We start from the raw sequence: 13,745 nt of genomic DNA, 5'->3' as shown, positions 1-13,745 counted from the left end.
CCAGAACAGTCGCCAACATTCCTCCAGGCAAAAGAAAGCCCCCGATAAACCAATGGCCTATCGGGGGCTTCTTTCAGCGGGCGCCTTTACGCGCCCGCCCGCTCAGCTTATTGGCAAGCTTCGCAATCCGGCTCGTCGATCGCGCAAGCCTTTGGCACGGGTGCCGGGCCGGCTGGAGCAGCCAGGACCGAATCGTCACCGTGGTTGCCGCCGCTGGAAACCGCGTTCAGCTTGCCGGTGTTGATGGTCGACTTCTCGGTGCTGGTGGCGGCCAGGGCGCGGAGGTAGTAAGTGGTTTTCAGGCCACGGTACCAAGCCATGCGGTAGGTCACGTCCAGCTTCTTGCCCGAGGCGCCGGCGATGTACAGGTTCAGCGACTGAGCCTGGTCGATCCACTTCTGGCGACGGCTGGCAGCGTCGACGATCCACTTGGTGTCCACTTCGAACGCGGTCGCATAGAGCTCTTTGAGTTCTTGCGGGATGCGCTCGATCTGCTGCACCGAACCGTCGTAGTACTTCAGGTCGTTGATCATGACCGAGTCCCACAGGCCGCGGGCCTTGAGGTCGCGGACCAGGTACGGGTTGATCACGGTGAACTCGCCCGACAGGTTCGATTTCACGTACAGGTTCTGGTAGGTCGGTTCGATCGACTGCGACACGCCGGTGATGTTGGCGATGGTGGCGGTCGGTGCGATGGCCATGATGTTCGAGTTGCGGATGCCTTTCTGCACACGGGCACGAACCGGTGCCCAGTCCAGGGTTTCCTTCAGGTCGACGTCGATGTACTTCTCGCCACGCTGGGCGATCAGGATCTGTTGCGAATCCAGCGGCAGGACGCCCTTGGACCACAGCGAACCCTGGAACGTCTCGTAGGCGCCGCGCTCGTCGGCCAGGTCGCAGGAAGCCTGGATCGCGTAGTAGCTGACCGCTTCCATGGATTTGTCGGCGAACTCGACCGCAGCGTCCGAACCGTACGGGATGTGCTGCAGGTACAGCGCGTCCTGGAAGCCCATGATGCCGAGGCCGACCGGACGGTGCTTGAAGTTCGAGTTCTTCGCTTGCGGCACCGAGTAGTAGTTGATGTCGATCACGTTGTCGAGCATGCGCACGGCGGTGTTCACGGTGCGTTGCAGCTTGGCGGTGTCCAGCTTGCCGTCGACGATGTGGTTCGGCAGGTTGATCGAGCCCAGGTTGCAGACCGCGATCTCATCCTTGTTGGTGTTCAGGGTGATCTCGGTGCACAGGTTCGAGCTGTGGACCACGCCCACGTGCTGCTGCGGGCTGCGCAGGTTGCACGGGTCCTTGAAGGTCAGCCATGGGTGGCCGGTCTCGAACAGCATCGACAGCATCTTGCGCCACAGGTCTTTGGCCTGGACGACTTTGAACAGCTTGATCTTGTTGTACTCGGTCAGGGCTTCGTAGTACTCGTAGCGCTCTTCGAAGGCCTTGCCGGTCAGGTCATGCAGGTCCGGCACTTCGGACGGCGAGAACAGGGTCCACTTGCCGTCATCGAAGACGCGCTTCATGAACAGGTCGGGGATCCAGTTGGCGGTGTTCATGTCGTGGGTACGACGACGGTCATCACCGGTGTTCTTGCGCAGCTCGATGAACTCTTCGATGTCCATGTGCCAGGTTTCCAGGTAGGCACAGACCGCGCCCTTGCGCTTGCCGCCCTGGTTGACCGCAACGGCGGTGTCGTTGACCACTTTGAGGAACGGCACGACGCCCTGGGATTTGCCGTTGGTGCCCTTGATGTACGAGCCCAATGCGCGAACCGGGGTCCAGTCGTTGCCCAGGCCACCGGCGAATTTCGACAGCATGGCGTTGTCGTGGATTGCGCCGTAGATGCCCGACAGGTCATCTGGAACGGTGGTCAGGTAGCAGCTCGACAGCTGCGGACGCAGGGTGCCGGCGTTGAACAGCGTTGGCGTCGAGGCCATGTAGTCGAAGGACGACAACAGGTTGTAGAACTCGATCGCACGGTCTTCACGCTGCTTCTCTTCGATCGCCAGGCCCATGGCCACGCGCATGAAGAAGACCTGCGGCAGTTCGAAGCGCACGCCATCCTTGTGGATGAAGTAACGGTCGTACAGGGTCTGCAGGCCCAGGTAGGTGAACTGCTGGTCGCGCTCGTGGTTGATCGCCTTGCCGAGTTTTTCCAGGTCGAATTCGGCCAGGACAGGGTTCAGCAATTCGTATTCGATACCCTTGGCGACGTAGGCCGGCAGGGCCTTGGCGTACAGGTCGGCCATTTCGTGGTGGGTGGCGCTCTCGGCGACTTCCAGGAAGCTCAGGCCTTCGGCGCGCAGGGTGTCCATCAGCAGGCGCGCGGTCACGAACGAGTAGTTCGGCTCGCGTTCCACCAGGGTCCGCGCGGTCATCACCAGCGCGGTGTTGACGTCCTTGAGGGCAACGCCGTCATAGAGGTTCTTCAGGGTTTCGCGCTGGATCAGGTCGCCATCGACTTCTTCCAGGCCTTCGCAGGCCTCGGTGACGATGGTGTTCAGGCGGCCCATGTCCAACGGCGCGAGGCTGCCGTCGGCGCGTGCGATGCGGATCGAAGGGTGGGCCTGGACCGGGGCGTCGGCCGGCGTGCGGGTGGCACGCTCCTTGGCGCGGGAGTCACGGTAGATCACGTAGTCGCGAGCGACTTTCTGCTCGCCGGCACGCATCAGGGCCAGTTCGACCTGGTCCTGGATTTCTTCGATGTGGATGGTGCCGCCCGACGGCATGCGACGCTTGAAGGTCGCGGTGACCTGCTCGGTCAGGCGGGCCACGGTGTCGTGGATTCGCGACGAAGCGGCAGCGGTGCCGCCCTCAACTGCGAGGAACGCTTTGGTGATGGCGACGGTGATCTTGTCATCGGTGTAGGGAACGACAGTGCCGTTACGCTTGATCACACGCAGTTGGCCCGGCGCGGTGGCGGACAGATCCGGGCTCGAATCGGCGGCCAGCGGCGCGGTGCCCTGCGGGTTCTCGCGAGTTGTGTCGGTGTGCATGGGTGTCTCCACGTTCTCTATGTTTATTTGGGCACCATCACGGTGCCCACCGTTCCGTCCTGAAGCACTACAACCGACTGGCGCCGGGTATAACAACTTCGGGACAGTAGGAAGCGGGCCACGGGCACCGCCTCCATCCGAAGTTCTTGGGTAACGGGCCTGGGCTCGAAACCGGGTTTGCCAAGGTGGCAGCGAAGGACTGCAACACCCGTACCGTTTCGGTCGTTTTCGACCGTTCGAAACGGTTGCCATCCGCAGGGGCGGTCTGGACTTGGAAACTGCGGTGTTGCAGAAGGACAGAGGCAAGAAAAGCGCTTGAATTCTCTATCCGACTTGTGTTGGGTTTTTGGCCTGAAACCCTACATGTAGGGTTTTTTACGCGGCGGGCTACAAGATAATGCGTTTTCAGGCGTGAATCAACGTGCTACCTGTGGATAAGCCTGTGCGTAATTTGTGTGCGAAACGTGGAACTGCTCTGTAGGCCGCGACCTAGCTGGAGCGAGCCTTTTTTCGATGTTTTTGACGACTCGAAAACAGCCCGAGGTTTTTTGCGGGCGCGGACGTTACCACACAAATCCAACCCGACCGAACGCATTTGTCCGCTTGTTTTCTGCGAAGGTGGCGTTTATACAATCGGCCGGTGCATGGGCGTGTTTATCCTCCTTTAACATGACAAAAAGATGGGAGGATGCAGGTTTCAAGCGGGCACCGTTGTGGCGAGGGGATTTATCCCCGTTGGGCTACGCAGTAGCCCCAAATGGGTGACGGTGGTGTGTCAGACAGGATGCAGGGGGCCGCTTCGCTGCCCAGCGGGGATAAATCCCCTCGCCACAGAGTTTAATGTGCACCTACAACAAGACGAGGCCCCCAGTGGAACAAGAAGCCTGGCAGATTTTGATCGTCGAGGATGACCAGCGTCTCGCCGAGTTGACCCGCGAATACCTGGAAAGCAACGGCCTGCGCGTCGCCATCGAAGGCAACGGCGCGGTGGCGGCACAACGGATCATCGACGAGCAGCCGGACCTGGTCATTCTCGACCTGATGCTGCCCGGCGAGGACGGCCTGAGCATCTGCCGCAGGGTGCGCGAGCGCTACGACGGACCGATCCTGATGCTGACGGCGCGTACCGACGACAGCGACCAGATCCAGGGCTTGGACCTGGGCGCCGACGATTATGTCTGCAAGCCCGTGCGCCCGCGCTTGCTGCTGGCGCGCATCCAGGCCCTGCTGCGGCGCAGCGAACCGGAACCTGCCGTGCCACCGAAGCAGAGGCGCCTGGAGTTCGGTCCGTTGGTGGTGGACGACGCCTTGCGCGAAGCCTGGCTGCAGGGCAACGGCATCGAGCTGACCAGCGCCGAGTTCGATTTGCTCTGGCTGCTGGTCTCCAATGCCGGGCGCATCCTGTCCCGCGAGGAGATCTTCACTGCCCTGCGCGGTATCGGCTACGACGGCCAGGACCGCTCCATTGACGTGCGCATCTCGCGCATCCGTCCCAAGATCGGCGACGACCCCGACCATCCGCGCTTGATCAAGACCATCCGCAGCAAAGGCTACTTGTTCGTCCCTGAAGCTTGCGTAGACACCGCTCCGTGAACTCAATCTTCCTGCGCATCTATGGCGGCATGTGCGCGGCACTGGTGTTGGTGGCGGTGCTTGGCGTACTGGCGCTGCACCTGCTCAACCAGACGCGCGGCGAGCAATACCGCGAGCGCCTGGCCCACGGTACGTTTTCCTTGATGGCCGATAATTTGCGGCCGATGAATGACACCGAGCGTCGTCGGGCCCTGGCAGTGTGGGCGCGCCTGCTGGGCATCCCGCTGGAACTGCAGGTGCTCAGCCAGGCGGAGCTCGACCTGGGCCAGCGCACCCGCGTCTTGCGTGGGCAGGTCCTGGTGGAACAGATCGGCCCCCATGCGGCGAAGGTCTATCGGCTGGTCAGCGATGGCGAGCAGTTGGCGTTGGTAGGCGAAGTTCGCCAGATCAGCGAGCAGTTGGCCCGGGCGACGATCTACTTGTTGGCCGACGAGCTGGTGCGCTACCCCGTGGCCGAGCAGCCCGAGCGGCTTGCACAACTCAAACAGGAAAAGGGCTTCGGTTTCGACTTGCGCCTGATGACCGTCGACCAGGCAGACATGGACGAAGACCAGCGTCGTCGGGTCTCGGAGGGCGATACGGTGATGGCGCTGGGCAAGGGTGGCGATTCGATCCGGGTGTTCGCCGGGATGGTCGGCACCCCATGGGTCCTGGAAATCGGCCCGCTGTACCAGATGAATCCTTACCCGCCCGAATGGCTGGTGTTGATCGCGGCGTTGGGGTTGAGCCTGATCGGCTTGATCGTCTATCTGCTGGTGCGCCAGTTGGAACGACGTTTGCGCGGCCTGGAGTCAGCCGCCACACAGATCGCCCAGGGCAGCCTGGAAACCCGCGTGCCGGCACGCGGGGCCGACTCGGTGGGGCGGCTGGCCTCGGCGTTCAATGGCATGGCCGAGCATCTGCAGCAATTGCTGGCGATCCAGCGGGAGCTGGTGCGTGCGGTGTCCCACGAATTGCGCACGCCAGTGGCGCGCCTGCGGTTCGGCCTGGAAATGCTCGGAAGCGCCAGCACGCCCCAGGCCCGGGACAAATACCTGGCCGGCATGGACCACGACATCGAAGACCTCGACCGGCTGGTGGATGAAATGCTGACGTATGCGCGTCTGGAGCAGGGCTCACCGGCGTTGAATTTCCAGCGATTGGACCTGGACGCGTTGGTCAGTCAAGTCATCGAAGAATTGGGCCCTCTGCGGGCCGGGGTTACCGTGGAGCGTGGCCTTTGCCTGTCCGCAGCCGATTGCGATGGCGCCTGGGTCGAGGCCGAGCCGAGATTCCTGCATCGCGCCCTGCAGAACCTGGTGGGCAACGCGATGCGCCACGCCAGATCCCGGGTGACGGTGAGTTACCAGGTGGGCCAGTTGCGCTGCCGGATCGATGTCGAGGATGACGGACCGGGCGTGCCAGAGGCGGCCTGGGAGCGAGTCTTCAAGCCGTTCCTGCGCCTGGACGACAGCCGCGCGCGTGCCTCGGGTGGCCATGGATTGGGGCTGTCGATCGTGCGGCGGATCATCCACTGGCATGACGGCCGGGCATTGATCGGCAAGAGCAAAAGCCTGGGCGGGGCGTGTTTCAGCTTGAGCTGGCCGAGGCATCAGGATCGGTCTTGAGATAAGCGCTGAATGATATTCCGCTTTCGCGAGCAAGCCCGCTCCCACATTTTGAAAATGCATACCACCTGTGGGAGCGGGCTTGCCCGCGAAGGCGGCACTCCAGGCAATACAAATCTCAGGCCTCGATCCCCACCAGGCTCAACAACTGCCCATCCTTCACCCCAAACTGCCCTTGCAACTCACTGCCATGACGCCATTCGGGCGACAGGTCGGTCAGCAGCCGCAGGCGCACTTGCCCACCATGGGACCATTCCAGCACCTCGGCATGTTCGAAATAGAAACGCTTCCCGACGATTGGATACAGCGCCTTGAACAGGCTTTCCTTGATCGAGAAGGTCAACGTCACCAGTAGCGCCCGGTCCTCTCGCGAAGTGGTTGTCATGCGCAGCAGTTCGGCGGGCGTGAGGATTTCCCCGGCCAGGCGCTCGGCGCGCTCCGGGTCGAGCAGGTTTTCCAGGTCCATGCCCAGGCCTTGCCAACGCTGTTTCTGCGCGACGATGGCCGCCGCCCGGCCGGTGCTGTGGGTGATCGAACCGCTGATATGGGCTGGCCAGACGGGGGCGCGGTCTTCGCCGATGGGAGGAATACAGGCGATCCCATCAAGCCGATGCAAGGCCGCCCGGGCGCAGATCCGCCCGGCGAGGAATTCCGCCTGGCGCTTGGCCACCGAGCGCTGGATGCTGTCCGGCTTTTCGATGGCGCTGTTGGGGAAATCAGCCGCGACGAGCAGCAGCGGATCAAAGCGAGTGCTGAGCAGCACCGTATCGGGCAAGGCGTCGGGCAGCAGCCAATGTTCATCCAGAGGCGAGCAGCAGGCGGGCAGGGCGGGGAGTGGGTTCATGCCCGGCATTTTGCCGGGTTGGCTTGAGGCTGGGTAGTGGGAGAGGCTTGAGCGGGATCGCTTTTGTGGCGAGGGAGCTTGCTCCCGCTCGACTGCGCAGCGGTCGCCGACAATCTTGGGGCCGCTTCGCCCGAAGCGTCGGACCGTCCCAGCGGGAGCAAACTCCCTCGCCACAGGAGCAGTATGTGTCAGAAGATCTTCTTGAAAAACTTCTGCATGTCCGCCCAGGACTTCTGATCGGCTTCCTTGTTGTAGCCAATGTCCGGCCCGCCGTGTTCGCCGTGGCTCAAACGGTCGGCGTCGGGGTTGCTGAAGCCGTGCTTGGCGCCGTCGAGGCTGACGAATTTATAGTCGGCGCCAGCCTTGTCCATTTCGCTCTTGAACGCGGTGACGTTGTCCTCGGTGACCATGCTGTCCAGCGCGCCGTGTTCCACCAGGATCTTGGCCTTGACGCTGCCAGGAGTGGCCGGCGTGTTGGTGACCAGGGCCCCGTGGAAACTCACCACGCCAGCCAGTGGCACGCCTTGGCGCGCTGCGTCCAGCACCACCTTGCCACCGAAGCAGTAGCCGATGGCGGCGAGTTTGTCCGGATCGGTCTGGGGTTGTTTCTTCAAGAGGTCGAGCCCGGCCTGGAAGCGCGCGCTGGCCGCCTGGCTGTCCTTGAGCGCTGCCTGCATGAACGCCATGGCGTCCTTGGGATGCTCGGTGTTCTTGCCATCGCCGTACATGTCGATGGCCAGGGCGCTGTAGCCAAGACCGGCAAGGTCACGGGCGCGGCGCTTGGAATAATCGTTCAGTCCCCACCATTCATGCACCACCACCACGCCCGGGCGCGGGCCCTTGACCGCGTCGTCGTAGGCGTAATAGCCGATCAGCTTCGTGCCGTCGGCACTGGTGTAGGGAATCTCCTGGGTCTGGATGGCGGCGTGGCTGGCGCCGCTCAAGGCCAGCAGTACAACAGCAAGCAACCTGCGCATGATCGATCTCCTTAAAAAGTGGTGCACACAGACTAGCCGATTCATTCAGCCGAGGTTCAGAGAACATTCAAGGGGTGTTCAGGGAGCGATGGCTATCGTGGCTGCGACTTCACACAACCATTGCTTCACAAGGAACCTGATCATGACTGCTATGAAAAAACTGTTGCTGGCATTCACTGTACTGGGCGCCAGCGCCATGGCCCACGCCGATGACAACTTCGCCAGCCTGACCCTCGGCCAGACCAGCGACAAGGTCAAGAAATCCAACGCCCTGGACCAGAACCTGAACCATCCGAACGCCGACGGCGCGATCGCCAAGGCCACCACCTACGGCCTGCGCCTGGGTCGGCAGAATGATCAAGGTCGCTACTACGCCACCTACGACAACGTATCGGGCAGCCACAACGGCATCAAGCTGCGCCAGGAAAACCTGCTGGGCAGCTATGACTTGTTCTATCCGGTCACCAGCAGCACCAAGCTGTTCGGCGGTGGCACGGCGGGCCTGACCAAATTGACCCAGGACTCGCCAGGCTTCAGCCGCGACACCGACATCGGCTACGCAGTGGGCTTGCAAGGCGGTGTCCTGCAACAGATTTCACAAAACACCTCGGTGGAACTGGGGTACCGTTACCTGCGCAGCAATGCCAGCACCGAAATGAGTCCGCACGGTGGCGCCAAGGTTGGCTCGCTGGACCTGACCAGCAGCGCCCAGACATACCTATCCGCGAACTACACCTTTTAGGCGGCATGAGATGGAAACGTGCAGCCGGGTCGGCCCAAGACGATCCGGCGCCGTGTTTGACATGGCTGTTCTGAATCGCCTGGGAGAGGCCCATGAAACTATTGGTTGTCGAAGACGAAGCGCTGTTGCGTCATCACCTGCAAACCCGGCTCACTGACAGCGGCCATGTGGTGCAGGCCGTGGCCAATGCCGAAGAGGCCCTGTATCAGGTCCGCGAGTTCAATCATGACCTGGCGGTGATCGACCTCGGCTTGCCAGGCATCAGCGGCCTGGAGTTGATTCGCCGGCTGCGCTCACAGGACAAGACTTTTCCGATCCTGATCCTCACCGCCCGCGGCAACTGGCAGGACAAGGTCGAAGGCCTTGCCGCCGGGGCGGACGATTATGTGGTCAAGCCGTTCCAGTTCGAAGAGCTGGAGGCCCGGCTCAATGCCTTGCTGCGACGTTCCAGTGGCTTCACCCAGTCGACCATCGTCGCCGGGCCATTGCTGCTGGACCTCAACCGCAAGCAGGCGTCCCTCGGCGAAGAACCACTCGCATTGACGGCTTATGAATATCGCATCCTTGAATACCTGATGCGCCACCACCAGCAGGTGGTCGCCAAGGACCGCTTGATGGAGCAACTGTACCCGGATGACGACGAGCGCGATCCCAATGTCATCGAGGTATTGGTGGGCCGCTTGCGCCGCAAACTGGAAGCCCCGGCCGGCTTCAAGCCGATCGACACCGTGCGGGGCCTGGGTTATCTGTTCAACGAGCGCTGCCAGTGATTCGTTCGCTGCGGCTGCGGTTGATGCTGGCCGCCATGACCCTGGCGGCGTTGTTCATGCTGGCCTTGTTGCCGGCGATGCAGGGGGCGTTCAGCCTGGCCCTGCAGGAGTCCATCGAACAACGCCTGGCCTCGGATGTGACCACGCTGATTTCCGCCGCCCGGGTGGAAAATGGTCGATTGAAGATGCCGGCGCAATTGCCGGATGAGCGCTTCAACCTCGCCGATGCCCGATTGCTGGGCTACATCTATGATCGCGACGGCAACCTGGTCTGGCGCTCGAAGGCGACCCAGGAAGAACACATCAACTACACGCCGCGGTATGACGGCCAAGGCAACCAGTTCGCGCGTATCCGCGAGGACAACGGCCAGGAATTCTTTGTCTATGACGTCGAGGTCAAGCTGCTCGGTGGCCAGAGCGCGGCGTTCAGTATCGTCACCTTGCAGCCGGTGCGTGATTACGAACTGACCTTGCAAGGGCTGCGGGACAATCTCTACCTTGGCTTTGGTGCGGCTTTGGTGGTGCTGCTGGCGCTGTTGTGGATCGGCCTGACGTGGGGGCTGCGCGCCTTGCGACGCCTGAGCCAGGAACTGGACGAAATCGAAGCGGGTACGCGGGAAAGCCTGAGCACTGCACACCCTCGGGAGCTGTTGCGCCTGACGGGCTCGCTTAACCGGTTGTTGCACAGCGAGCGTGAACAGCGCAGCCGCTATCGCGACTCCCTCGATGACCTGGCCCACAGCCTGAAAACCCCGCTGGCCGTGTTGCAGGGCGTCAGCGAAGACATGGCCCGGCGCCCGCAGGACCGTGGGCAGGCTTGGGTGCTGCAGACCCAGATCGAACGCATGAGCCAGCAGATCGGCTACCAGTTGCAACGGGCCAGCCTGCGCAAAAGCGGGCTGGTGCGCCACCAGGTGCGTCTGCGCCCGGTCCTGCAGAGTCTGTGCGACACCCTCGACAAGGTCTATCGCGACAAGCGTGTCCAGGTCCATTTCGATTTGCCGGAGCACTGCCAGGTGCCGATCGAACAGGGCGCCCTGCTGGAGATGCTTGGCAATTTGCTGGAAAACGCTTATCGGCTGTGCCTGGGTGAAGTGCGGATCAGCGTGCACCAGACCCTCGGCGGTACGGAGTTGAGCGTCGAGGACGATGGCCCAGGCGTACCGCCGGACCAGCGTGCGCGGATTCTCCAGCGAGGCGAACGGTTGGATCGCCAGCATCCGGGGCAAGGGATCGGGCTGGCGGTGGTCAAGGACATCATCGAGAGCTATGGCGCGCGGTTGACCTTGGGGGATTCGGAATTGGGCGGGGCGGCGTTCCGGATTCTGTTTCCGGTGGTTTGACTGGAATATTTCCAGTGTTTTTTACGGGCCCCTGTGGCGAGGGAGCTTGCTCCCGCTCGGTTGCGTAGCGACCGCAAAATGTTGGGGCCGCTTCGCGGCCCAGCGGGAGCAAGCTCCCTCGCCACGGGAATCGGTACATGCAGCAAAGATGCTGGATGCCCCCATCAGTTTTCCAACTCCCGATACGCCCCCGGCGTCACCCCCGTCCACTTCTTGAACGCCCGATGAAACGCCGACGGCTCCGAGAACCCGAGCTGCTCGGCAATCTGCTGCAACGACAGATCCGCCCGGCCCAAATGGTAGATGGCGATATCCCGCCGCAGTTGATCCTTGAGTTCCTGGAAGCTGGTGCCTTCTTCGCGAAGGTGTCGGCGCAGCGTCTGGGAACTGATGTGCAGATGCGCGGCGACGGTGTCCAGGTCGGGCCAACGCGCTGTGTCGCGGCTGAGCAGGCGGCGCAGTTGGCTGCTCAGGCTGTGGCCATCGTCCGGGCGCGAGAGCAGGTCGGCGGGTGAGCGTTCGAGAAAATGCTTGAGCGTTCGCTCGTCCTGGAGCAGCGGCATGTCCAGGTAGCGCCCGTGAAACAACAGGCTGGTCCGTCGAGCCTCGAATACCAGCGGGCAGGGGAACAGCAGGTCGTACTCCGCGCCGTGGGCAGGCTTGGCATAGCTGAAGGTCGCCTGCTCCAGACCGATCCGCTGGCCGATCAGCCAACTGCCGAGGCGATGCCAGATGACCAGCAGGCTTTCTGTCAGGAAATGATCGGGATCGCGCAGCGTCGACTCATCCAGGTTCAACCGTACCCGGTCGCCTTCGGTTTCCAGGGTCAGGCTCGGCGCATCGGGAAACAGGCTGTAAAAGAGCAGGCCGCGTTGCAGGGCTTTGCCCAGGGTCCGACAGTGGATCAACGTGTGACACATCATGGCAAACGTCCCGGGTTTACTCGCGGCCCGGCCAAATCCGAGGAATTCATCCTCCAGATCCGCCCATAGCGCCTGCAACAGCCGGGCGAACTGCTCCGGGGCGATTCGCGCTCGCGGTTCGTCGAGCAGCTCGGGGCTGATGCCCAATTGTTGCAGCAGAGGGAGATAGTCAAACCCGTGCCGGCGCGCGCCGCCCAGGGCTGCGCGGGCGAAGTGGCTGGCAATCGTGCGTTGGCGCATGGCTCAAATCCGTCCGTTAAGCCGGCGATGGTAGCAGGGCGTCCGGGCTGGACAAGGCGGATATCCGCCAAATCCAGGAGTGAGAAACGGCGTCTTGGCGGAAATCCGCCATCCTTCGCCGCCTGTTTAACCGGCGACAAATAAACAAAAGCGTTCTGCAACGCGGGTTGTAGGGCATTTCCTCAAAATGGCACGGACCTTGCGATGCCCTGTGCAGGTCTGCCGCGTGCAGCCGACAAAACAAATCCCTCCAGTGCAGGAGGGTTCGCAATTGAGGTGTCGTGGACAACAGGTGGATGTTGCCCCACGGGACTCTTGAGGAAGGTTTGCCATGACGACTCGTCAGCCACTGTACAAATCCCTGTATTTCCAGGTGATCGTAGCCATTGCCATCGGCATTTTGCTCGGTCACTTCTACCCGCAGACCGGCGTTGCCCTCAAGCCGTTCGGTGACGGGTTCATCAAGTTGATCAAGATGGTCATCGCCCCCATCATCTTCTGCACCGTCGTCAGCGGTATCGCTGGCATGCAGAACATGAAATCGGTCGGCAAGACCGGCGGCTACGCGCTGCTGTACTTCGAAATCGTTTCCACCATCGCTCTGCTGATCGGCCTGGTCGTGGTCAACGTCGTGCAACCGGGCAACGGCATGCACATCGACGTGTCGACCCTGGACACCAGCAAGATCGCCGGTTTCATTTCTGCCGGTAAAGACCAGAGCATCATTGCCTTCATCCTCAACGTGATCCCGAACACCATTGTCGGTGCGTTCGCCAACGGCGACATCCTGCAAGTGCTGATGTTCTCGGTGATCTTCGGTTTTGCCCTGCATCGCCTGGGTGCCTACGGCAAGCCGGTGCTGGACTTCATCGATCGCTTCGCCCACGTGATGTTCATCATCATCAACATGATCATGAAGCTGGCGCCGCTCGGTGCGTTCGGTGCCATGGCCTTCACCATCGGCGCCTACGGTGTCGGTTCGCTGGTGCAACTGGGCCAGCTGATGATCTGCTTCTACATCACCTGCGTGGTGTTCGTGCTGGTGGTGCTGGGCGCCATCTGCCGCGCCCACGGTTTCAGCGTCGTCAAACTGATCCGTTACATCCGTGAAGAACTGCTGATCGTGCTGGGCACTTCCTCCTCGGAATCGGCCCTGCCGCGCATGCTGATCAAGATGGAGCGCCTGGGTGCCAAGAAGTCCGTGGTTGGCCTGGTCATCCCGACTGGCTACTCGTTCAACCTCGACGGTACTTCGATCTACCTGACCATGGCCGCGGTGTTCATCGCCCAGGCCACCGATACCCCGATGGACCTGACTCACCAGATCACCTTGCTGGCGGTGCTGTTGCTGTCCTCCAAAGGTGCGGCTGGCGTGACCGGTAGCGGCTTCATCGTGCTGGCGGCCACCCTGTCGGCCGTGGGCACCTTGCCGGTTGCCGGCCTGGCGCTGATCCTGGGCATCGACCGCTTCATGTCCGAAGCCCGTGCGCTGACCAACCTGGTGGGCAACGCCGTTGCCACGATCGTGGTCGCCAAGTGGGTCAAAGAGCTGGACGAAGACCAATTGCAGACCGAACTGGCTTCCGGTGGTCGCGGTATCTCCGATGTCCGTGAAGAAGACGACGTGGTTGCAGCGGCTGATACCGCAGTGCCTGTGAAGTGATCTTCGGCCTGTGACGAAAAACCCGCTTCGGCGGGTTTTTTGTT

The 13,745-nt window shown here is 62.1% G+C and carries 10 protein-coding genes; 6 read left to right on the top strand and 4 right to left on the bottom strand.

Annotation, left to right across the window (positions count from 1 at the left end; genetic code table 11):
* Positions 1–107: 107 nt before the first annotated feature.
* On the bottom strand, positions 108–2,999 hold the full coding sequence (locus tag Q7C33_RS00460) for a ribonucleoside-diphosphate reductase subunit alpha (protein ID WP_181288529.1): 2,892 nt from the start codon (positions 2,997–2,999) through the stop codon (positions 108–110).
* A gap of 870 nt (positions 3,000–3,869) precedes the next feature.
* Between Q7C33_RS00460 and Q7C33_RS00455 the strand changes: the two genes are divergently transcribed.
* Both Q7C33_RS00455 and Q7C33_RS00450 read left to right on the top strand, forming a co-directional pair.
* The gene (locus Q7C33_RS00455) at positions 3,870–4,592 is read left to right on the top strand and encodes a response regulator (protein WP_198798085.1); all 723 of its coding nucleotides are present in this window, start codon (positions 3,870–3,872) and stop codon (positions 4,590–4,592) included.
* Positions 4,589–6,199 carry an ATP-binding protein gene (locus tag Q7C33_RS00450; RefSeq protein WP_198798084.1) on the top strand — a complete coding sequence of 537 codons (1,611 nt, stop codon included), beginning with the start codon at positions 4,589–4,591 and terminating at the stop codon, positions 6,197–6,199. The genes Q7C33_RS00455 and Q7C33_RS00450 overlap by 4 nt, the downstream gene beginning before the upstream one ends.
* A gap of 118 nt (positions 6,200–6,317) precedes the next feature.
* Here the strand turns inward: Q7C33_RS00450 and Q7C33_RS00445 are convergent, their stop codons facing one another.
* Together Q7C33_RS00445 and Q7C33_RS00440 are read right to left on the bottom strand one after the other, a co-directional pair.
* Positions 6,318–7,043 carry a 4'-phosphopantetheinyl transferase family protein gene (locus Q7C33_RS00445; RefSeq protein WP_187293362.1) on the bottom strand — a complete coding sequence of 242 codons (726 nt, stop codon included), beginning with the start codon at positions 7,041–7,043 and terminating at the stop codon, positions 6,318–6,320.
* Positions 7,044–7,231: 188 nt separating this feature from the next.
* Positions 7,232–8,020, bottom strand: a complete 789-nt coding sequence (locus Q7C33_RS00440) for a dienelactone hydrolase family protein (protein WP_030142426.1) — start codon at positions 8,018–8,020, stop codon at positions 7,232–7,234.
* A gap of 142 nt (positions 8,021–8,162) precedes the next feature.
* Here Q7C33_RS00440 and Q7C33_RS00435 point away from each other — a divergent pair, with 142 nt between their 5' ends.
* From Q7C33_RS00435 to Q7C33_RS00425, 3 genes are all read left to right on the top strand, one after another.
* A complete protein-coding gene (locus Q7C33_RS00435) occupies positions 8,163–8,762 on the top strand; it encodes a hypothetical protein (protein ID WP_198798083.1) in 600 nt (199 codons plus the stop codon).
* A 92-nt stretch (positions 8,763–8,854) separates the two neighbouring features.
* On the top strand, positions 8,855–9,532 hold the full coding sequence (locus tag Q7C33_RS00430; protein WP_013694070.1) for a response regulator: 678 nt from the start codon (positions 8,855–8,857) through the stop codon (positions 9,530–9,532).
* Entirely contained in the window at positions 9,529–10,875 is a 1,347-nt protein-coding gene (locus tag Q7C33_RS00425; RefSeq protein WP_217861418.1) for an ATP-binding protein, read from the top strand. The genes Q7C33_RS00430 and Q7C33_RS00425 overlap by 4 nt, the downstream gene beginning before the upstream one ends.
* Positions 10,876–11,039: 164 nt before the next feature.
* On the opposite strand, the gene Q7C33_RS00420 is transcribed toward Q7C33_RS00425, so the two are convergent.
* Complete coding sequence (locus tag Q7C33_RS00420) at positions 11,040–12,038, bottom strand: AraC family transcriptional regulator (RefSeq protein ID WP_198798081.1); 999 nt, start codon at positions 12,036–12,038, stop codon at positions 11,040–11,042.
* A 331-nt stretch (positions 12,039–12,369) separates the two neighbouring features.
* Here Q7C33_RS00420 and Q7C33_RS00415 point away from each other — a divergent pair, with 331 nt between their 5' ends.
* Entirely contained in the window at positions 12,370–13,701 is a 1,332-nt protein-coding gene (locus Q7C33_RS00415; protein ID WP_198798080.1) for a dicarboxylate/amino acid:cation symporter, read from the top strand.
* Positions 13,702–13,745 lie beyond the last annotated feature (44 nt).

Origin of the sequence: Pseudomonas sp. BP11-1-1 (assembly GCF_052112105.1) — a bacterium.
GTDB lineage: Bacteria > Pseudomonadota > Gammaproteobacteria > Pseudomonadales > Pseudomonadaceae > Aquipseudomonas > Aquipseudomonas alvandae.
This window is presented reverse-complemented; position numbering and strand designations above follow the sequence as displayed.

Excerpts from the sequence above, each read along its gene's own strand:
- Q7C33_RS00420 (WP_198798081.1), bottom strand. The coding sequence starts at position 12,038 with ATGCGCCAACGCACGATTGCCAGCCACTTCGCCCGCGCAGCCCTGGGC.
- Q7C33_RS00445 (WP_187293362.1), bottom strand. The coding sequence starts at position 7,043 with ATGAACCCACTCCCCGCCCTGCCCGCCTGCTGCTCGCCTCTGGATGAA.
- Q7C33_RS00415 (WP_198798080.1), top strand. The coding sequence starts at position 12,370 with ATGACGACTCGTCAGCCACTGTACAAATCCCTGTATTTCCAGGTGATC.
- Q7C33_RS00460 (WP_181288529.1), bottom strand. The coding sequence starts at position 2,999 with ATGCACACCGACACAACTCGCGAGAACCCGCAGGGCACCGCGCCGCTG.
- Q7C33_RS00440 (WP_030142426.1), bottom strand. The coding sequence starts at position 8,020 with ATGCGCAGGTTGCTTGCTGTTGTACTGCTGGCCTTGAGCGGCGCCAGC.
- Q7C33_RS00435 (WP_198798083.1), top strand. The coding sequence starts at position 8,163 with ATGACTGCTATGAAAAAACTGTTGCTGGCATTCACTGTACTGGGCGCC.
- Q7C33_RS00430 (WP_013694070.1), top strand. The coding sequence starts at position 8,855 with ATGAAACTATTGGTTGTCGAAGACGAAGCGCTGTTGCGTCATCACCTG.